The 20,233-nt window shown below is 68.1% G+C and carries 12 protein-coding genes; 5 read left to right on the plus strand and 7 right to left on the minus strand.

What is annotated here, in order from left to right; translation table 11 throughout:
* Positions 1 to 20: 20 nt before the first annotated feature.
* Complete coding sequence (locus KF887_04955) at positions 21 to 1,370, minus strand: oligosaccharide flippase family protein (GenBank protein QYK42473.1); 1,350 nt, start codon at positions 1,368 to 1,370, stop codon at positions 21 to 23.
* A 133-nt stretch (positions 1,371 to 1,503) separates the two neighbouring features.
* On the opposite strand from KF887_04955, the gene KF887_04960 reads away from it, so the two are divergent.
* On the plus strand, positions 1,504 to 2,733 hold the full coding sequence (locus KF887_04960; GenBank protein QYK42474.1) for a glycosyltransferase family 4 protein: 1,230 nt from the start codon (positions 1,504 to 1,506) through the stop codon (positions 2,731 to 2,733).
* Between the two features lie 211 nt (positions 2,734 to 2,944).
* Here the strand turns inward: KF887_04960 and KF887_04965 are convergent, their stop codons facing one another.
* From KF887_04965 to KF887_04985, 5 genes are all read right to left on the minus strand, one after another.
* Positions 2,945 to 3,562, minus strand: a complete 618-nt coding sequence (locus KF887_04965) for a queuosine precursor transporter (protein ID QYK42475.1) — start codon at positions 3,560 to 3,562, stop codon at positions 2,945 to 2,947.
* A gap of 85 nt (positions 3,563 to 3,647) precedes the next feature.
* Positions 3,648 to 4,541, minus strand: a complete 894-nt coding sequence (locus KF887_04970) for an esterase-like activity of phytase family protein (GenBank protein QYK42476.1) — start codon at positions 4,539 to 4,541, stop codon at positions 3,648 to 3,650.
* Complete coding sequence (mepA, locus tag KF887_04975; GenBank protein QYK42477.1) at positions 4,514 to 5,404, minus strand: penicillin-insensitive murein endopeptidase; 891 nt, start codon at positions 5,402 to 5,404, stop codon at positions 4,514 to 4,516. The genes KF887_04970 and mepA overlap by 28 nt, the downstream gene beginning before the upstream one ends.
* A 16-nt stretch (positions 5,405 to 5,420) precedes the next feature.
* On the minus strand, positions 5,421 to 6,758 hold the full coding sequence (locus tag KF887_04980) for an MFS transporter (protein QYK42478.1): 1,338 nt from the start codon (positions 6,756 to 6,758) through the stop codon (positions 5,421 to 5,423).
* Between the two features lie 121 nt (positions 6,759 to 6,879).
* Positions 6,880 to 7,413: an acyl-CoA thioesterase gene (locus KF887_04985; GenBank protein QYK42479.1), complete on the minus strand. Its 534-nt coding sequence runs from the start codon at positions 7,411 to 7,413 to the stop codon at positions 6,880 to 6,882.
* A gap of 131 nt (positions 7,414 to 7,544) precedes the next feature.
* Between KF887_04985 and KF887_04990 the strand changes: the two genes are divergently transcribed.
* Together KF887_04990 and recQ are read left to right on the plus strand one after the other, a co-directional pair.
* On the plus strand, positions 7,545 to 7,832 hold the full coding sequence (locus KF887_04990) for a YggT family protein (GenBank protein QYK43441.1): 288 nt from the start codon (positions 7,545 to 7,547) through the stop codon (positions 7,830 to 7,832).
* Between the two features lie 32 nt (positions 7,833 to 7,864).
* Positions 7,865 to 9,934 carry a DNA helicase RecQ gene (recQ, locus tag KF887_04995; protein QYK42480.1) on the plus strand — a complete coding sequence of 690 codons (2,070 nt, stop codon included), beginning with the start codon at positions 7,865 to 7,867 and terminating at the stop codon, positions 9,932 to 9,934.
* Positions 9,935 to 10,006: 72 nt separating this feature from the next.
* Here the strand turns inward: recQ and KF887_05000 are convergent, their stop codons facing one another.
* Positions 10,007 to 12,586: a response regulator gene (locus KF887_05000; protein QYK42481.1), complete on the minus strand. Its 2,580-nt coding sequence runs from the start codon at positions 12,584 to 12,586 to the stop codon at positions 10,007 to 10,009.
* Between the two features lie 171 nt (positions 12,587 to 12,757).
* Here KF887_05000 and KF887_05005 point away from each other — a divergent pair, with 171 nt between their 5' ends.
* Both KF887_05005 and pbpC read left to right on the plus strand, forming a co-directional pair.
* The gene (locus tag KF887_05005; protein QYK42482.1) at positions 12,758 to 18,175 is read left to right on the plus strand and encodes an alpha-2-macroglobulin family protein; all 5,418 of its coding nucleotides are present in this window, start codon (positions 12,758 to 12,760) and stop codon (positions 18,173 to 18,175) included.
* The gene (pbpC, locus tag KF887_05010) at positions 18,175 to 20,217 is read left to right on the plus strand and encodes a penicillin-binding protein 1C (protein QYK42483.1); all 2,043 of its coding nucleotides are present in this window, start codon (positions 18,175 to 18,177) and stop codon (positions 20,215 to 20,217) included. The genes KF887_05005 and pbpC overlap by 1 nt, the downstream gene beginning before the upstream one ends.
* The last annotated feature ends 16 nt before the right edge of the window (positions 20,218 to 20,233 follow it).

Consider the following 20,233-nt stretch of genomic DNA (forward strand, 5'->3'; position numbering starts at 1 on the left):
CTGCCGAACCGCCCGCCCGGTCAGCCGATGGCCGAAATCGCCCCGGCGTTCACCACATAGGCAATGATGATGATGGCTGCGGCAAAGGTGGCGGCAACCGCATCATGCCGACCGTCCCAGACGCCATGGCGATGCGCAAGCCAGGCGTTCGGAACATGGACGGCCGTCAGCGCCAGCCCCTGCCCGATGAGGGCGCCAGTCAACCCGGCCCATTCCGCACCGAGGATGAAGGCGGTGGTCTGGACCACGGCCTTGACCAGCAGCAGCGCAAAGAACCGGCGCGAATCGCCGGCTGCGAGCGCGGCCTGATCATAGGTCAGCCCGATGATCACCGGCATCTGAACGCAGGCCACAAGGCACAGTATGGCACCGGCCTGTGCATAGGCATCGCTGTAGAGGAAGCCAACCAGCGGCACGCCGCCGATGGCCAGCACGGACAGCAGAACCATCAGCACGGCGGTCAGCCCGGCGCGCAGGCGGCGCACCCGCGCGGCATTGGCCGCCTTGGCCCCTGGCGGATGGTCCCGATACAGGGGGATCATGATCTTGGTTGCCACCGCCCCGCCCAGAAGCCAGGGAAACGAGGCCAGGAAATATCCGATGTTGTAGATGCCAAGCTGTTCCAGCGTCAGATAGGCCCCGAGGATCAGCCGGTCGCCCTGCGCCACGGCAAATCCGCAGATCGTGGACAGGAATATCCACTTGCCGAACCCCAGCAGTTCGCGCCCAGCCGCCGGATCCCAGTGGAAGCGGTTGGAGGCGCCGGGCAGGAACGCCGACATCAGCGCCAGCTTTGCCAGCGCCCCCGCGACGCTGCCCCAGACAAGCGCCCAGACCGACCCCGTGATCCACGCCAGCACGACCATCACCGCAATGCCGAGCGCCTGGCTTGCGAGGTCGAGCGTCATCATCCGCCCCAGCACAAGATGGCGGTTTGCGGTTTCGATTCGGGTCGGGTTGAAGCCCGCGATGACCAGCGACAGGGCCGCGACGGGCAACAGTTGCGACAATTGCGGCGCCTCGTAGAAAGCGGCGAAGGGAACGGCCACCACGGTCGCCGCCAACCAGATCAGCACGCCCCGCACCACCTGGATTGTCCAGGCGGTGTTCAGGAAATCCGGATCGTCGCCGCGGGGGCTGCGGGCGATGGCGGGACCGACGCCGGTGTCTGAAAACATCTGCAGACCCACCACCACCACGGTCACAAGCGCCATGAGGCCGAAGGCTTCGGGAAACAGCAGCCGCGTCAGGATCAGGTTCGACCCCAAACGCAGTGCCTGCGCGGTGATGTAGCTGGCCGCAGTGATGGCCGATCCGCGCATCGCACGGGCGAAAAGGCCTGGCCCCTCGATGGATGGCGTGTCGGTCATGCGGTGCTCCGGTGCGGCGTGACCCTATGGATGTGACCCGCCTGGGTCAACCTGCGGTCCGATCGTGCCCCTACCTGCCCTTGAAACCGCCCGATTCCCGGGCAATAGCAGGAAATCCGAAGGGTGGCCGCGCGTGACCATAGCCTATCTGATCAACACCTACCCCCGTGCGTCGCACAGTTTCATCCGCCGCGAGATCGCAGCCTTGGAACGTGCCGGGCTGGTCGTGCACCGCTTTGCCATGCGATCGGACCGCGCGAACCTGAAAGATGCGCAGGACATCGCCGAGGACGCGCGCACCGAGCACGTGCTGGAGGGCGGCCGCTGGGCGATAGCCGCAGCCCTGCTGGACGCGACGCTGCGACCCGGGCGGTTCGCGGCGGCCCTGCGACTTGCGCTGCGTTGCGGCGCACGGGGGGCGGGTGGGGGCGACGGCACGGGCGGACGACTGCGCCACATGATCTATCTGGCAGAGGCGGCGTTCGTCGCGCGTCGCTGCCGAACGCTGGGCATCACGCGGCTTCACGCGCATTTTGGCACCAACTCGGCCACGGTTGCCATGCTGGCGCACGCTCTCGGCGGCCCGGCATGGAGCTTCACGGTCCACGGCCCGGAGGAGTTCGATGCCCCCCGCGCGCTTTCGCTGCCGGAGAAATGCAACCGAGCGGATTTTGTCGTGGCGATTTCCAGCTTTGGTCGCAGCCAGTTGTTCCGGTGGACCGCGCCCGAACGCTGGGACCGGCTGCGCGTGGTTCATTGCGGGATCGAGGTTGCAGCCTTCCCCACCCCGGTGCTCTTGCCTGCGGGCGGACCGCATCTTGTGGCAATCGGGCGACTGGCCGCGCAGAAGGGGTTCGGTCTGCTGGTGCAGGCACTGGCGAAGGCCGTGCCGCGCCACCCGGGACTTCGGCTGACCCTGGTGGGTGACGGGCCACTGCGAGGGCAGCTGGCGCACGCCGTGGCCGAGGCCGGGATCGCCGACCGCGTGGTCTTTGCCGGCTGGCAGGACGAACCCGGGGTGCATGCGGCGCTGGCGCAGGCGCACGCATTGATCGTGCCGTCCTTTGCCGAGGGCTTGCCCGTGGTGATCATGGAAGCGATGGCAGCGGGCCGACCGGTGATTGCCACCGCGATTGCCGGTGTCCCTGAACTGGTCGTGCCGGGTGAGACCGGCTGGCTGGTGCCCGCAGGGGATGCGGACGCGCTTGCGACCGCGATCGACAGTCTGGCGGCGACCGCGCCGGAGCGGCTGGAAGCCATGGGCGCGGCGGCGCGGGCGCGCGTGCTGGCGCGTCATGACATCGACCGCGAGGCGGCAAAACTGGTGGCCTTGTTTGCCGGAAACGGAGAAGGGGCTGCCTGATCGGCAACCCCTTCCGAGTTCCAAGGAGATGGGCCAGTTAGGTCTCAAGCCCAATCGGAGATCATCGTTCCAGGGGGCTGCCCCTAGAAGATCACCCTCCCGACTGTCCCGACACCTCTCTCCAATATCACTCTAGACACTGGATCACCTCCTTTCAAAATGGTTGCCGATAGGGGAAGCCTGACACAGATTTTGTGTTTGTCAAAAACTTTCACGCTACCCTTGCCTGCCATCGGCCAACTGCCCAGCGAAACGGCAAAAGCGCCACAAGCGCCAGCCCGACCTTCACGCCCCAGTCCGCCGCAGCCAGCGACACCCACAGCGGCACCTCGGGGCCAAGCCCAAGAAACGGTAGCACTTCGTTGGCCCAGGCCACGTCGTTGCCGGGTTCGAGGAAGGCAAGGACTGCGGCAAAGGCCAGCGAGAAGAAGATGGCGGTGTCGACCGTGGCACCCACCAGAGTTGAGACCAGCGGCGCCCGCCACCAGGCCGCGCCACGCAGCCGATGGAACACCGCCACATCCAGCAGTTGGGCTGAGAGGAAGGCCAGGCCAGAGGCCAGGGCCACGCGGAAGGTGACGAGCGGGCCGAACTCTCCCTCGATCTGCGTGCCGATGAAGGAACAGGCCACGCCCACCGCAAAACCCGCCAGCACCACGCGGCGCGCGGGGCCGGGACCGTAGAAACGGTTCGTCAGATCGGTGACGAGAAATGCGAAGGGATAGGTAAAGGCCCCCCAGGTGAGCCACTGACCGAACAGGTGCTGGACGAGAATGTTGGACGCCACCACGACGGAGGCCATCGCGAGGACGGGAAGCAGCAGGCGCATCGATGTATTCCGTTTTGACAAGGTGACCGGAGACTTGGCCCCGCCGATGCGGGACGGGGGCGTCTATGCGCCCCGACGCGCCCTGTCAATCGGGCAGCGCGTATTCGATGATTTCGGTCCGCTGGAAGAAGCGGAAGTTGTCATCCGAGACCAGCGTGGCCACCAGGCGCGCTCTGCCATCCCGCCAGACCGAAAGCCCTTCCAGATTGTCGTGCAGGCCAAGGGGCGTTTCGAAAAGCGTCACCTCCTGCCCACCCGCAAGATCGAAACGCCGCAGGCGGCTGGCAAACCCGGAAATGCCGCGGAAATCGCGTTCCAGAAGGTAGAACCGGCCGTCGGGACCGACGTCGGCAGCGACCGGCAGGAAGGCACCACGGCGGGGCAGCGAGAACGGGCGATCCCAGGCGCCGCGCCGGAAGCGGTAGACGGGAAAGGGTCGCGTCAGGGCACCGGACCGTTCGGGCAGGGTGTAGAGCGCGCCGTCCGGCCCGATCGCGAGCGCCTCGAGCGCAGAGTTGAGTTGCATGCATCGGAAATCGGGATGAACCGGCAGGTTCTCGGCGGGGCCATCGAGACGGGAATAACGCAGCACCCGGGCGGCGCCCTGGCCCTCGAAGCTGACATAGGCGGTGCCATCCCGCGCGATGGCCAGGCCCTCACTGTCGTTGCGGCCCTCGGCAAGCGGCTCCTCGCCGGCGCCACGCAACAGGCTGAAGCGAGCGGCCTCGATCCGCTCTATGCGGCCGGCCGCGTCCCGGATCAGGCGCCCTTCGGAATAGGAACCGCGATCGGACACGACGACAAATCGCGTGCCGCCGGGATAGACATGGATCGCCGAAAGACCGCCGAAACGCGGGTCGTCCATCCGCCAGCGGAAGGCCCCAAGATAGCCGGGCGGCGGCGCAGCGGTGGCGCCACCCCGGAGTGCCAGCACCGCCAATCCCCCCGCGATCAGCGCGAGGCCAGCACGTCGGCGCATTGGTCGGGCAGGTCGGCCATGGTGAAATCGCGTGGATGGCGTGCGCGGGGCGCGGGATCTTTTGGTTTCTTGGTGGGTTTCGGCGGGTTCAGGTAGTCCGTCACCCACCACATCAGCGTGTCGTCGCAGCCGTTTCCGCCCTTCGACAACTCGCTGACCGTCGGAGTCTGGGTCTGGCACGCGCGCGCGCCGGGCGGGCATTTGAGCCGCACGTGGAAATGCGTGTCATGCCCCGCGACTGGACGGATTTTCTGCAGCCACGACTTGTCGCGCGCGGTGGCGGACTTGCACATCTCGATCTTCACCGCCGCCGCCACGAAGATGCGGTCAACCCGGCTGTCACTGGCGGCGGCGCGCATCAGGGCGTGATGGCGCGCCGACCAGTTCGAGGTAACCGAACGCTGGTCGGCCGACCGTACCGGTATGGATCCGATCTTTTCGCGCTCGGCGCGTGTCAGGTTCAGCCGCTGTGGCGGCAGCATCCAGACGTCGGCGTCCAGCCCGATCTGGTGGCTGGCATGTCCGCTGGTCATCGGGCCGCCGCGTGGCTGGCTGATGTCGCCGATGTACAGGCCCTTGCCGAACCCGATCTCGGCGGCCGTCCTGCTGAGATCCTGGAGATATTCGATCATGATCGGCTGGCCCCAGTTGCGGTTGCGCGACAGCCGCATCGCCTGCCAGGTCGGGCCAGTCTCGGGCAGCTGAACATGGCCTGCGCCGCATCCCTTGGCATAGCTGCCCACGGGCATCGGTGCCTGCCGCGATGCCGCCTTGTGCGCGCCGAACAGCTGGTTTGCCTTCTGCTGCGCCTCGGCCATGCCCGTGGTGGCAAGGATCGCCAGCGCTGCGAGGAGTAACTTCATCCCTGCCTCCGTATCGTCATGCCGGTTTCCGGTCTCCCTCCGGTTTAACCCAGATCAGCAATGCAAGGCCAATCACGAAAAGCACGACGATGGGCATGATGCCAAGCTGCTGGCTGCCGGTGATGTCGGTCACGATGCCGATGGACAGGGGTGCGAGGAACGATGTGGCCTTGCCGGTCAGCGCGTACAGCCCGAAGGCCTCGGTCATCCGTCCGGGGTCGGCCTGGCGCACCATCATCGTACGGCTGGCCGACTGCATCGCGCCGCCCGCTGCGCCGATCAACGCGCCCAGAACATAGAAGCCGATGTCAGGCAGGCGCGAGTCCGGGCCGACTGGCAGGCCCATCACCGACTCGCGCGACACGAAGACGATGCCGATGGTCGTCAGCGTCAGCGCCAGCACCGTGACTACGATCACCGGCTTCGGTCCGAAGCGGCTGTCGGCCTTGCCACCGAGCCAGGCAAAGAGGGCGCCAGTGATCGTGCCGAGGATGCCGAATATGCCAAGGTCGATCGCACTCCATCCCAGGACGCCTGCGGCATAGATGCCGCCGAACACATAGATCCCGTTCAGTGCGTCACGGTAGAACATGGAGGACATCAGGTAGCTGAACAGCGACCGCTGCGCGGGCAGGGCGATCAGGTTTGCCTTGAGGTCGGGCCATGCCGTTGCGGCGGCGGCGCGCACGCTCATGGCGCCCGGTTTCCGCGGTTCGCGCACCCAAAGGAAGAAGGGGATCATGAACACGGCGTACCAGATCGCCGTCAGCGGCCCGACCGACCGCGTGCCTTCGCGGGTCTCGGGGTCGAGTCCAAGGATCGGCGGGATGCCGATCAGGGTGACGCCCGACTTGTTCTCGGCCAGCAGCGTCAGCATCAGGATCAACGCGACCATTCCGCCAAGATAGCCAAACGCCCAGCCAGAGCCCGACATGCGCCCCATGTCCTCGGGTGGGGCGAGGTCGGGCATCATGGCATTGGTGAAGGTGGTGGCGAACTCCATGCCGATCAGGCCGATGCAGAACGACAGCATGATGAGCGTCAGGTTGAAATCACCCGGTGCGGCATACCAGAGCCCCCAGGCCCCGACGACATACATCAGCGAAAACAGCCAGATGAACCGCATGCGCCCGCCCGCCTTGTCGGCGATCGACCCCAGCAGCGGCGAGAACACCGCGATCATCAGGCCCGCTGCCCCGATGCCGTAGCCCCAGACCGCCTGTGCACGGCTGCCGTCGCCGAGGATCTCGGTGATGTAGGGGCCGAAGATGAAGGTCAGAAGAAGCGTGTTGTAGGGCTGGCTGGCCCAGTCGAAGAACCACCAGCCCCAGATGCGCCGCCGTTCGGTCGTCATGCCCCCACCCCCCCCGGTCACGTTGCGGGATCAAGCCCGAAACCCGTACGCCGCGCAAGCGCTGCCCGCGCGGCTCCCCAGCCGAAAGGGCGTTTCCGTCAAGTTCCCGGCCGTCGGGATGTCAGGGTCGCACGGGCGGCCAGGGGCGCAGGGCATCTGCGGCGATCCAGGCCTGCACCCAGTCGGGCAGCGGCGGGCTCTCGGTGGGCTGGCCCAGTGCGGCCAGAACGCGCCCGGGCGCCACGATCCCCTCGACCGAGGTAACCGCCGACCGGATCAGGATGTGGCTGGTGCAGTCATCGCCCTTCCACATCGACTGTTCCATGTAGATGAAACGCTCGTCCCAGCCGATGCAGCGCGTCACCATCGTCAACCGGTCGAACAGCCGCACCCTGCGCCGATACCGCGTGCTGTTGCCGGCCACGGTCATGCCCCAGCGGTTCTGCATCAGCACCTTGTGCAGGCCGGTGCGCTGCCCCAGCGGAATCCGCCCGAGGTCATAAAGCGTCAGCGTGCGCCCGTTGTTGAGTTCCTTCCACGGATCAAGATCCCAGGGCAGGCAGGTGTGCGTCGACAGGTGGGTGCCGAGGATCGGCAGCGGGGCGGCGCGGCGATGCTGCCAAAGCTCAAGCCCCATTCGCAGGAAGGGATACATCGCGGACTCCTTTGCGCGGCGGGGTGCCCCGCCCTGCGCGCCGCGTCAAGGACAACGCGGCGGAACGCGGGTTGCCCTGCGCGCCTCCTGCCGCTACCTCTGGCGCAGCAGAATGCGAAGGGATGACCAAGGTGACCTCGATCTATCAGATCCTGCTCTTGATCCTCGATATCGCGCAATGGATCATCATCGCGCATATCATCATGTCATGGCTGATCAATTTCCAGGTGCTGAACCTTCGCCAGCCGCTTGTGGCACAGTTGTGGGATGGGTTGAACCGGGTGCTGGAGCCGTTCTATTCCCGCGTCCGATCGGTTCTGCCCGTGATGGGCGGGATCGATTTCGCGCCGCTCGTCGTGCTGATCGCGATCATCGGGTTGCGCATCGTTCTGGTCAACAACGCCGGATTCTTCCTTTGACGTTCATCGGCGATTAACCGCGATCCGCCCAGATGGAGCAGCACGCCATCGCGGAGGGTCCCTTGGCCGACCTGTTGCGCAGTGTCTTCGGATTCGACAGTTTCCGGCCGGGACAGGCCGAGATTGCCGAGGCCGTGGGCGCGGGGCGCGACGTTCTGGCGATCATGCCCACCGGGGGGGGCAAATCGCTGTGTTTCCAACTGCCTGCCCTGGCACGCGACGGCGTGACGGTGGTGATCTCGCCGCTGATCGCACTGATGCGCGATCAGGTCCGCGCGCTGCGTGCCGCCGGGGTCGAGGCGGGCGCTCTGACTTCGGGCAACACCGAGGCCGAGACGGATGAGGTATTCGCGGCCCTTGACGCGCGCCGGCTGAAGCTTCTGTACCTTGCGCCCGAGCGGCTGGGCATGCCCGCGACGACGTCGATGCTGCGCCGCGCCGGGGTAAGTGCGATTGCCGTGGACGAAGCGCATTGCGTCAGCCAGTGGGGCCATGATTTCCGCCCCGACTACCTGCGCATCGGCGAGCTGCGGCGGACGCTGGCTGTGCCCCTGTCGGCCTTTACCGCCACCGCCGACGAGGATACCCGGGCCGAGATCGTCGACCGGCTGTTCGGCGGACGCGAGCCCCAGATGTTCCTGCGCGGTTTCGACCGGCCGAACATCCATCTGGCCTTTGCCGTGAAGTCCGCGCCCCGCGACCAGATCCTGCGGTTTGCCGCCGCGCGGCGTGGCCAGTCCGGCATCGTCTACTGCGGGACGCGCGCCAAGACCGAAACGCTGTCTGCCGCGTTGCGCGAAGCGGGGCACAGTGCATTGGCCTATCATGCGGGCCTTGAGGCGGAGGAGCGGCGGCGCGTGGAAACCGCATTCCAGCGCGATGACGGGCTGATCGTGGTGGCCACCGTCGCCTTCGGGATGGGGATCGACAAGCCGGACATCCGCTGGGTGGCACATGCTGACCTGCCGAAGTCGATCGAAGGATATTATCAGGAAATCGGGCGCGCAGGCCGCGACGGCGCGGCGGCGGAGACGCTGACGCTCTACGGCGCGGATGACATTCGCCTGCGCCGCAGCCAGATTGACGAGGGCGCCGCCCCGCCCGATCGCAAGGCGGCCGACCATGCGCGGCTGAACGCGCTGCTTGGTCTGGCCGAGGCCACGCGCTGCCGTCGCCAGGTCCTGCTGGGCTATTTCGGGGAAAGCCCCGAACCCTGCGGCAACTGCGATCTTTGCGATCGTCCAGCAATCCTGTTCGACGGGACAGAGGCGGTGCGCAAGGCCCTGTCGGCGGTGCTGCGCACCGGAGAGTGGTTCGGTGCCGGGCATCTGATCGACGTGCTGACCGGGGCGGCGACGGCCAAGGTCCGCGAACGCGGGCATGATCAGTTGCCGACATTCGCCGTCGGCCGCGACCTGTCGAAACCGGCCTGGGGCGCGGTGTTCCGGCAGATGATGGGGCTTGACCTGCTGCGCCCCGACCCCGATCGCCATGGCGCGCTGCGGATGACCGAGACGGCGCGTCCTGTCCTGCGCGGCGAGGCGCAGGTGACCCTGCGCAGCGATACCGTCGAAGAAGCCAGCGACCGGCCCGCCCCGCGTGCGCAGGTTGCCGACGAAGATGCGCCCCTGCTGTCAGCGCTGAAGGCCAGACGGCGCGCATTGGCCGAGGCGGCAGGCGTTCCGGCCTATGTGGTCTTTCCCGACCGCACGCTAATCGAGATGGCCGAACGGCGGCCCAGGACGCTCGACGACATGGCAGGCATCACCGGGGTCGGCGCGAAGAAGCTGGAAAGCTATGGCAGTGCGTTCCTGGAGGTGATCACCGGGACCGGGACCACGCGCCCGCATCCCGCGCGGCTGCGCCTGGCCGGGCGGCCGGCGGGCGATGTCTTTGACCGTCTGGCCGAGGTTCAGCTGCGGCTGGCGCGGGGCGAGGATGGCACTGGCAAGTATCTGTCCTGCACCCATGCGACGCTGCGCGCCATTGCCGAGCGACGGCCCGGCACGCTGTCGGATCTTGCCCGGGTGCCGGGGATGGGCGAGCAGAAGGTGGAACGTTTCGGCGCGGCATTCCTGAAGGTTCTGGACGATGCAGGCTGATCGCCGCAGGCACGGCGGCCTGCGAGGATCGCAACGCCGCTCCGTTGTCCAAGCGCAACGGAGCGGCGGACCCTAGGCAATCGCGCTTTCAGCGCCTGCGGCCTGCCCTCCCAGCGGCAGCGTATCGGCGGGGCGATAGGCTTCCAGCATCTCGATGATCGCGGTGCGGCGCAGTGGTTTCGTCATGTAGCGATCGATCCCGGCGGCGAGTATTCCGGCGGCGTCGCCATCCATCGCGTGCGCGGTCAGCGCGACAATCGGCACCGGCCGGCCGCCCCGTGCCGCCTCGGCCGCGCGTATCGCGCGTGCCGCCTCGCGTCCGTCCATCTCGGGCATCGAGATGTCCATGAATATCAGGTCGGGGGCCAGATCGCGCCACATCGCCACAGCCTCGCGCCCGTTGTCGGCAAAGGTCAGATCGATCTCGCAATCCCGGACCATCTTGCGGAATACGAGCTGGTTCGTCCGATTGTCTTCTGCCGAAAGCACGCGCATCCGGCGCAGCGACGCGGCGGCTGGTGGCGCGGCGGGGGGAGGTGCCGCTTCATCGACCAGTGCGGCCGAAAGCGACTGCAGTCGCCGGTAAAGCTCGGACCGCAAGACCGGCTTCTGCAGGATCGCGGCCAACCCGGCCGCGCCTTCCCGTTCCCGGGCCGCGGCAGGGTTGGACGACAGCAGCACCACGGGCGCGGTCAGCCCCGCGTCGGACAGACGGGAAGCCAGCGTGACCCCATCGATCTCGGGCATCTCGTGATCGGTCACGACGACATCGAAGTTCCTGTCCTGTGCGACCAGGGCAAGCGCCTCGGCGCCCGAGCGGCACACCGCAACCGTCATGCCGCATGTCAGCAACTGGCGTTCAAGGATGGTGCGGTTGATGAACTGGTCATCCACGATGAGCGCGCGACGCAGCGTTACCGGAGCCCGGGCGATGTCGGCAGGCTCACCCTCCGCCGCCGGTAGCGACAGGCGGAAGCCGAAGCACGACCCCTTGCCGGGTTCGCTGTCCACCCAGACCGCGCCGTCCATTCGCTCGATCAGGCGGCGGGTGATGGCAAGTCCCAGACCGGTGCCCTCGAACCGGCGGTTCGCCTCGGTATCGACCTGCACGAACTCGCCGAAGATGCGGTCAAGCTGGTCCGGCGGAATACCGATTCCGGTATCCTCGACGGTGACATGCAATTGCTGCTGTCCAGGCCCGGTCTCGATTCCGACGACGCGGATCAGGACGTGGCCGGTCTCGGTGAACTTCACCGCATTGCCGACCAGATTGGTCAGCACTTGCCGCAGGCGGCCCGGGTCGCCGACGTAGCGGGTGGGCAGGAACATGTCGAAATCGACGATCAGGTCGATGCCCTTGGCACGCGCCTTGGGTTGCAGCAGCATCGCAACCTCGTGGATCGTACGCTCAAGGTCGAAGGGTTCGGGGTAGAGCGTCAGTCGCTCGGCCTCGATCTTCGAATAGTCGAGAATGTCGTTGATGATGACGAGCAGCGCCTCGCCCGACGACCGGATGGTTTCGGCGAACAGGCGCTGCTCCTCCGAGAGGGCGGTGTCGCAGAGGAGTTCGGCCATCCCCACGACGCCGTTCATCGGCGTCCGGATCTCGTGGCTCATGTTGGCGAGGAAGGCGGATTTCGCGCGGTTCGCGGCCTCTGCCGCCTCCCGCGCCGCCGTCAGTGCGGCCTCATGCTCGCGGTCGCCGGTGATGTCGACCCGCAGGCCGACCCGGCCGCCGTCGGGCGTGGGCCGGTCGATCATGCGGATCCAGCGGCCGTCCGAGGTGCGAACCGTCATCTCGCCCTCGGCGCGGGCGTGATAGGCCAGACGCTCGGCCAGCCAGTCGTCCTCACGTCCCACCGCCTCGGCATAGGCGCCCATGACGAGGCCGCGGCGCAGCACCTGTTCCAGCGTGTTGCCCGGCAGGACGATCTCGGCAATGCCGGGTACCGATTGCTTGTATTGCTGGTTGGCCATGATGATCCTGCTTTCCCGGTCAAAAAGGACGAAGCCGTCGGGGATGGCCTCGATCGCGGCGTAGATCCGCATCTGGTCGGTGATGTTCAGCGCGAGGCTGACAATGTCGCCGTCGCGGGCGCGGCGATCGACCAGCCGCACCCAGGCGCCGTTGGCGAACTGCACGACCTTCGGAGGAATCGGGTCCGTATCCCAACGCGCGAGATTGTCGGCAACCCACGCATCGACCCCGACATCGCCGATGTCGATCAGCCGGGCCTCGGCCACCAGCCGCAGGATATCGCGGTATTCGGTGCCAGGGCCGACATCGTGGCCCTCGAAGGCCGTCAGATAGGCACGATTGGCAACCACGAGGCGCAGATCGGCATCGAACACCGCAAACCCGTCACGGATCGCGTCGATCGAGTCGCGCAGTCGGCGTTCGGCCATCACGGCCGTGGTATGCGCCGTCTCAAGCTCGTGCAGGAATCGCGAATTCTGGCCCTTCAGCGCAGCGGCCTCGGATTGCGCGGCGCGCGCCAGGTCACGGGTGGCAACAACCTGATCCGACAGCGACCGGGCGTGCATCGCGAGCTTTTCATTCGCGGCGAACAGTTCGCGGCTTTTCTGTTCGAGCAGCCGCTCGGCCGCCATGCGCGCGCGCCGTTCCTTCGCTAGCCGCTCCATCATCTCCATGCGCGATCCGCTTCATGCAGGGTTCCGGCCTGGGTCGGCGGCGGCAACCATCCGCGCGAATCCTTCGCGCATCAGGATGAAGCGCGGGTTAACGCCCACGTCTGTGCCCGAATCCTTGCCAGCGCGCCCCCCCGCGTGCCACCTTCCGGGCATTCGCCGCAGGAGGTTTCAATGCGTGTTCTTGCCCTGATGCTGGCTCTTGCAGGACCGGTCCTGGTGCCGGCGGGTGCGGTCGCGGACGACCTGATCCCGGAACGGCGCATGGTCTATTCCGAGAATACCGACCTGCCCGGTGGCGATTTCGCCACGCAACGGGATGTGACGCTGCAGTCCTGCGAGACCGCGTGCCTTGCGACGGCGCGCTGCGAGGCCTTTACCTTCAACTCGCGTTTCGGCGCCTGTTTCCTGAAGGCCGGGCCGGGTGCGCCAGCACTGTATCAGGGGGCCTATTCGGCCCGGGTACTGTCGGCACCGTCCGGCACGCTGCAGCGCGCCGCCACCCGGCGCGGGGAACTGGCGTTCCTGCGCGGCGGTGACATTGCTGCTGCACGCGCACAGGCTGGTTCACTCGGCGGCCGACACATCACCGGCGCCGCGAGCGCCGAGGAGCACATGGCCTCTGCCGCCGCCGCAGAACGGGCAGGCAATCCCGCCAATGCGCTGGCCTTCACCGGGGCGGCGCTGAACCTGACGGACTCGGCCGCTGGCTGGGCAGAGTATGCGCGGCTGTCGCTGGTCGCAGCCGCGCGTGACAGCCGGAATGCCGCCACGCTTCGCGAACGTGCGGTATCGGCATCGATCAACGCCTATCTGCGGGCAGAGAACGCGGCACTTCGGCACACGATTCTGGTGACGATGGGCGAAGCACTGGAACAGGCGGGTCGAGGACGCGACACAGTGCAGGCGCTGCGCCTGGCTCAGGATCTGCAGCCGCGCGACGACACCGGGGCGGCACTGGATGCGGCCATCGCAAAGTACGGCTTCCGCATATCCGAGAACCAGGTGCAGGCCGACAGCGCCGAACCGCAACTCTGCGCGACCTTCACCGAGGATCTGGCGAAGGGTGTCGACTATGCCCCGTTCGTGCAGCTTCCCGACGCGGGCCTTTCGGTGCAGGCCAGCGGTGACCGGCAGCTTTGCGTCGAGGGTCTGGTTCACGGCCAGCGGATCAGCGTCACCTTCCGTTCGGGCCTGCCTGCCGGTGACGGTCAGGTGCTGGCGAAGCCGGTCACGATCACCGCCTATGTGCGTGATCGCAGCCCCGCCGTCCGCTTTGGCGGGCGCGCCTATGTGCTGCCCAAAGGGCCTGATGCAGCGGTTCCGGTCGAGACCGTGAACGCGACGGCGCTTGACCTGACGCTCTACGCGGTATCCGACCGCAACATCCTGCGGGCCATACAGGGCGATTACTTCGGCACGCCGATGGAATACTGGCGCGAGGACGATTTCGCCGTCCGCATCGGTGAACCGGTGTGGAAGGGCGGCGCCACGGTGGCGATGGAGGTCAATCGCGACATGACCACCCGGCTGCCGATGGCTGCGGCGCTGCAGGGGCGGCCTGCGGGCATCTACGCGCTCAAGGCCGGCCTGTCGGGCCGTCAGGACTATGACAGCGCTCCGGCGTGGCAGTGGTTTGTGGTGTCCGACCTTGGCCTGACGACATTTTCGGGCGCCGACGGCCTGACCGTCGCGGTCCGGTCGCTGGGCACGGCGGCGGCCAAGCCCGGCGTGACGATCGAGCTTCTGAGCCGCGCGAACGCGGTGCTCGGCACCGGCGTCACGGATGACCAGGGGGTCGCCCGGTTCGCTCCGGGCCTGACACGCGGCAACGGCGCCGCTGCGCCCGCCATGATTGTCGCGCGCGAGGGCGAGGGCGACCTGGCCTTCCTGTCGCTGACGGATCCCGAGTTCGATCTCTCGGACCGCGGTGTCGCTGGCCGCGAGGCCGCACCGCCGGTGGATGTGTTCCTGACGACCGAACGCGGTGCCTATCGTGCCGGCGAGACGGTCCATGCCACCGCTCTTGCGCGCGACAGCCGCGCCGAGGCGGTCGCGGGCCTGCCACTGACGGCCGTGTGGAAACGGCCCGACGGGGTGGAACATTCCCGTGCCGTGGTCAACGATCTGGGTGGCGGCTATGTCTTCAGCCAGCCGATTTCTGCCGGTGCGCCGCGGGGCGTCTGGCGGCTTGAGTTGCTGGCCGATACATCCGCGGCGCCGCTGCGGTCGACCACGTTCCTTGTCGAGGATTTCCTGCCCGAGCGGATAGACTTCGACATTGCTCTGCCCGATGTCGTCCAACTGGGCGATCAGCCCGAGGTCGCGGTAAGCGCCCGCTACCTGTTCGGCGCTCCCGCTGCCAATCTGGCGATCGAGGGAGAGGTTCTGCTGCGCAGCGCGGATGGGCTGGCCCGCTGGCCCGGCTATGTGTTCGGCCGGCACGACGAGCGGTTCGGCCCGTTCCTCGACGGTTTCGGCGGCGAGCGGACGGATGAGACGGGCCGCGCCGCGTTCACCGTGTCGCTGCCGCAGGCAGACGACCCCGGTCGTCCGCTCGAGGCGCGGGTGACGGTGCGTGTGGCCGAAGGGTCGGGTCGCCCCGTGGAACGGCAGTTGACGCGGGCCCTTGCGCCCGCGGCCCCGATGATCGGGGTGCGACCGTTGTTCGATGATGTCGTGCCCGAAGGCGGGCAGGCCCGATTTGCGGTGATCGGCGTCGGGCCTGATGAAGGCCCGTCGGCGATCGCGGCGACCTGGGAACTGACGCGGATCGAGACGCGCTACCAGTGGTATCAGGACTATGGCTCGTGGTACTGGGAACCGGTCACGCGGCGCACCCGCATCGCACGGGGCCAGCTGACCACAGGCGCCGATCCCGTCGAGGTGGGCGCGGCCGTGACCTGGGGCGAGTACGAACTGGCGGTTGTGGCCAAAGAGGGACGCGCCGCCACCTCGACGACATTCTACGCGGGCTGGTACGCGCCCGCCGATGTCACCACGACGCCCGATACGCTTGAGCTCGGGCTGGACAAGCCCGCTTACCGTCCGGGCGAAACCGCAATGCTGCGCATCGTGCCGCGGGCGGCGGGGACGGCGCTGATCTCGGTCCTGTCGAACCGCCTTGTGTCGTTGCAGGCGGTAGAGGTGGCAGAGGGCGAGAATGTCATTCCGCTGACCGTCACCGAGGATTGGGGCGCCGGTGCCTATGTCACCGCCTCGGTCATCCGGCCGATGGACGTGGCAGCCGGACGCAATCCGGCGCGAACCCTGGGCCTTGCCCATGCAACGGTCGATCCGGGCGCTCGTCGCCTGGCTGCCACGGTCGAGACGGCGGCCGAGGCCGATCCACGCGGCCCGCTGGAGGTTGCGGTCAGGGTGGACGGGATCGCCCCGGGCGATACCGCATGGGCCACGATCGCGGCGGTTGACGTGGGCATCCTGAATCTGACCGGCTTCAAGGCGCCCGATCCCTCGGATCACTACTTCGGCCAGCGCCGTCTGGGCGTGGGCATCCGGGATGTCTATGGCCGCCTGATCGACGGGCTGAACGGGGCCGAGGGCCAGGTGCGATCCGGCGGCGATGCCGGGGCACAGGCCAGGTTGCAGGCCGACCCACCAACCGAGGAGCTGGTCGCCTATTTCTCCGGTCCGGTGGAAGTGGGCACCGACGGCTATGCGCGTGCGACCTTCGACCTGCCCGCGTTCAACGGAACGGTAAGGGTGATGGCGGTGGTATGGTCCGCCAGGGGCGTGGGGCAGGCATCGGCGGATGTGCTGGTGCGCGACCCGGTGGTGGTGACCGCCACGCTGCCGCGCTTCATGGCGCCGGGCGATGACAGTCGACTGCTGCTCGAAATCGTTCATGCCGCCGGCCCCGCCGGGCGGATGGGGCTGGACATCACGTCTCCGGGCGTGACGGTGGGCGCCGTTCCCTCGGGCGTAGACCTTGCCGACGGCGGGAAGGCCGTACTTTCCGTGCCCGTGCGGGCCGGCGCGGCGGGCGTGCAGACGATGCGCGTTGCGCTGACCACGCCGGATGGCCGCGTGTTGACCAAGGATCTGGCCATGGCGGTGCGCGCCAACGACCCCGAAGTCGCACGGATCAGCCGTTTCGACCTTGCCGCGGGGGCAAGCTTTACCTTCGATGACAATGCCCTTGCCGGGCTGTACCCGGCCACGGCAGTCGCCACCATGGCGGTGGGTCCGATCGCGCGCATGAACGTGCCGGGCCTGCTGGCGGCGCTTGACCGGTATCCCTATGGCTGTACCGAACAGATCACCTCGCGCGCGCTGCCGCTGATCTACTACGATCAGGTCGCGCAGGCGATGCGCCTGAAAGGGGCCGACCAGATCGGAACCCGTATCTCGCAGGCGGTCGACGAGGTGCTGCTGAACCAGACCGCGGAAGGCGGGTTTGGCCTCTGGCGGCCTGTCGGGGGTGATTTCTGGCTGGACGCCTATGTCACCGACTTCCTCAGCCGTGCCCGCAGTTCCGGCCATGCCGTGCCCGATACGGCGTTCCGGATGGCACTCGACAACCTGCGGAACCAGGTGAACACCGCGCCTGATTTCGACAGTGGCGGCGAGGCCCTGGCCTATGCCCTGATGGTTCTGGCGCGTGAGGGCGCGGCGGCGATCGGCGACCTGCGCTATTACGCCGATGTGAAGGCCGATGCCTTCTCGACCCCGCTGGCAAAGGCGCAGCTGGGTGCGGCACTGGCCGCCTATGGCGACCAGCAGCGGGCCGACGCGATGTTCCGCCGCGCCGCCGACACGCTGCCACTGCGCGACGAAGCGCAGATCTACCGCGCCGACTATGGCACCGTCGTGCGCGACACGGCGGCGGTGCTGGCGTTGGCGCTGGAATCCGGATCGCAGGCAGTGGACCGCGAGGTCTTGGTCTCGCGTCTGTCGGGTCGCACGAACCTGTCGACGCAGGAGGCCGTGTGGATGCTGCTCGCCAGCCACGCGATGCTCGATGCCCCGGGCGCGGCGGGGATCACGCTGAACGGCGCACCTGCCGAGGGCCCCGTTGTCCGGCTTGTCGAAGGTGCAGGCAATCCGCCCGTGGTCGTCACGAATACCTCGGGGCGGTCGCAGGTGCTGACCGTCACGGCCTTTGGCGTGCCGACCGAACCTGAACCTGCCGGTGGCAACGGCTATGACATCACGCGCCGCTATTACACGCTGGCGGGAGAACCGGTTGACCTGACCACAGGGGTCAGGGCCGGAACCCGGTTGGCCGTCGTGTTGCAGGTCACGCCCTTCGGCCCGGGAGAGGCCCGTCTGATGGTGTCCGACCCGCTGCCCGCCGGGTTCGAGATCGACAATCCCAACCTGCTGACAGGCGGACAGGTCGGCGCGCTCGACTGGTTGGACACGGCGCAGGAGGTGGCGCATTCGGAGTTCCGGCAGGATCGCTTCCTGACCGCCATCGACCGCTATGACGGTTCGGCCTTCAGGCTGGCCTATCTGGTGCGGGCGGTGTCGCCGGGTGGGTTCCACCACCCTGCGGCCTCGGTCGAGGACATGTATCGACCCGACTTCCGCGCCCGCAGCGAAACGGGCCGGGTGACCGTGACCGAGTGATGCATGGCCATCGCGCCCTGTTCGGCCTGGCCCTTGCCCTGTGGGTCGGCGCCGGTGCGCGCGATGCCGGGGACGCCTGGGTCGATGCGACGGTGCTGCCGCCTCTGGGCGTGGAAACCTCGGTCGAGGTGACCGCGCGCGACGGGCGGCTGCTGCGTGCCTACACGGTGGCCGACGGTCGGTGGCGGATGGCGGTGGAGCCGGGCACTGTCGATCCGGCCTTTGTGGCGATGCTGCTTGCCTATGAGGACCGGCGGTTCCGCGACCACGGGGGTGTCGACCTGCGGGCGATCGGCCGCGCCGTGTGGCAATCGCTGCGCGCCGGTCGCGTGGTGTCGGGCGGGTCGACGCTGACGATGCAGGTCGCGCGGCTGCTGGAGGACAGCGGAACCGGCGCCTGGCGGGGCAAGCTGCGGCAGGTGCGCCTGGCGCTCGCGCTTGAGCGGCAATTGACCAAGGATCAGATACTGTCACTGTATCTGCACCTTGCGCCCTATGGCGGCAACGTCGAGGGGTTGCGGGCCGCGACGCTCGCCTGGTTCGGCAAGGAGCCCCGCCGCCTCACGCCCGCCGAGGCGGCGCTGATGGTCGCCCTGCCGCAGGCGCCGGTCGCACGCCGCCCCGATCGCCACGCGGTCGTGGCCGAGGCTGCCCGGGCGCGCGTGCTTGACCGGGCGGTTGCCGCCGGGCTGATCACCGCCGAGGCCGCCCTTGCCGCCGGGCGGGAGGCCGTGCCTACCGCGCGCCGCGCCGTGCCCGCGCTGGCGCCGCACCTGGCGGACCGGCTGCGCCTGGCGCACCCTGACCGGCCTCTCCACCGCACGACGCTTGACGCCGGGCTGCAGGCGCGGCTGGAGCAGCTGGCCGCCGAGGTGCTGGTCGGGCAGGGCGCGGCGATGCAGGTTGCAATTCTGGTGGCCGACCACAGGTCGGGCGAGATTCTCGCCTCGGTCGGGTCGGCGGCCTATCAGGCGGATGCGCGGGCCGGGTTCGTCGACATGACGCGCGCCCTGCGCAGCCCCGGGTCCACACTGAAGCCGCTGGTCTATGGCCTGGCCTTCGATCAGGGCCTCGCGCATCCCGAAACGATGATCGACGACCGTCCGACCGATTTTGCAGGTTACGCGCCGCAGAACTTCGACCGGATGTTCCGCGGCACGATCCGGGTGCGCGAGGCGCTGCAGCAATCGCTGAATGTGCCGGTGGTCGCGCTGACCGATGCGATGGGCGCTGCGCGGCTGATGGCGGCGATGCGCCAGGCAGGTGCCGCACCGCGCCTTCCAGGTGGTGCGCCCGGTCTTGCGGTGGCGCTCGGGGGTGTCGGGATCAGTCTCGAGGATCTGACCAGTGTCTATGCAGCGATCGCGCGCGGCGGTGTGGCACGTCCCCTGCACACGGGCGAGGTTGGCGCCGAGGGCGCCAGGGTGCTCAGCGCCGTGGCCGCCTGGCAGGTGGCCGACATCCTGTCGGGGCTGCCACCACCACCGGGGGCACCCGCAAACCGCCTCGCCTACAAGACCGGCACGAGCTATGGCCACCGCGACGCCTGGGCGGTCGGCTTTGACGGGCGGCACGTGGCGGGTGTCTGGATGGGGCGGGCGGATGGCACGCCGGTACCGGGGGTGTTCGGTGGCGATCTTGCCGCACCGGTGCTGTTCCAGACGTTTCAGCGGGTGAAACCCGGTCTTGACCCGCTGCCGCAACCCCCTGCGTCAACGCTGCTGGTGTCGAATGCGCAGTTGCCGGCGCCGCTGCGCCGCTTCCGGCCGCGCGACGCGGTGTTCTCGCCCGATCCCGATGCACCCGCCGTCGCCTTCCCCCGCGACGGAACCGAGGTGGAACTCCTGCCCGAGGGACTGATGCTGCGGGTGCGCGGCGGGCGTGCGCCGTTCACCTGGCTGGCGGACGGGTCGCCGGTCGCCGTCGGCCTTGCATCGCGCGAGACCATGATCGAGGCGCCTGGAGAAGGATTCGTGACCCTGTCGGTCATCGATGCCGATGGCCGGTCTGCCCGTGTGCGGGTGCGGGTGCGCCTGCGCTGAGCATCCGCCCGCATCC

The organism is Paracoccaceae bacterium (genome assembly GCA_019454225.1).
Classification (GTDB): domain Bacteria; phylum Pseudomonadota; class Alphaproteobacteria; order Rhodobacterales; family Rhodobacteraceae.

Excerpts from the sequence above, each read along its gene's own strand:
- pbpC (QYK42483.1), top strand. The coding sequence starts at position 18,175 with ATGCATGGCCATCGCGCCCTGTTCGGCCTGGCCCTTGCCCTGTGGGTC.
- recQ (QYK42480.1), top strand. The coding sequence starts at position 7,865 with ATGGAGCAGCACGCCATCGCGGAGGGTCCCTTGGCCGACCTGTTGCGC.
- KF887_04980 (QYK42478.1), bottom strand. The coding sequence starts at position 6,758 with ATGACGACCGAACGGCGGCGCATCTGGGGCTGGTGGTTCTTCGACTGG.
- KF887_05000 (QYK42481.1), bottom strand. The coding sequence starts at position 12,586 with ATGGAGATGATGGAGCGGCTAGCGAAGGAACGGCGCGCGCGCATGGCG.
- KF887_04965 (QYK42475.1), bottom strand. The coding sequence starts at position 3,562 with ATGCGCCTGCTGCTTCCCGTCCTCGCGATGGCCTCCGTCGTGGTGGCG.
- mepA (QYK42477.1), bottom strand. The coding sequence starts at position 5,404 with ATGAAGTTACTCCTCGCAGCGCTGGCGATCCTTGCCACCACGGGCATG.
- KF887_04985 (QYK42479.1), bottom strand. The coding sequence starts at position 7,413 with ATGTATCCCTTCCTGCGAATGGGGCTTGAGCTTTGGCAGCATCGCCGC.
- KF887_05005 (QYK42482.1), top strand. The coding sequence starts at position 12,758 with ATGCGTGTTCTTGCCCTGATGCTGGCTCTTGCAGGACCGGTCCTGGTG.
- KF887_04970 (QYK42476.1), bottom strand. The coding sequence starts at position 4,541 with ATGCGCCGACGTGCTGGCCTCGCGCTGATCGCGGGGGGATTGGCGGTG.
- KF887_04955 (QYK42473.1), bottom strand. The coding sequence starts at position 1,370 with ATGACCGACACGCCATCCATCGAGGGGCCAGGCCTTTTCGCCCGTGCG.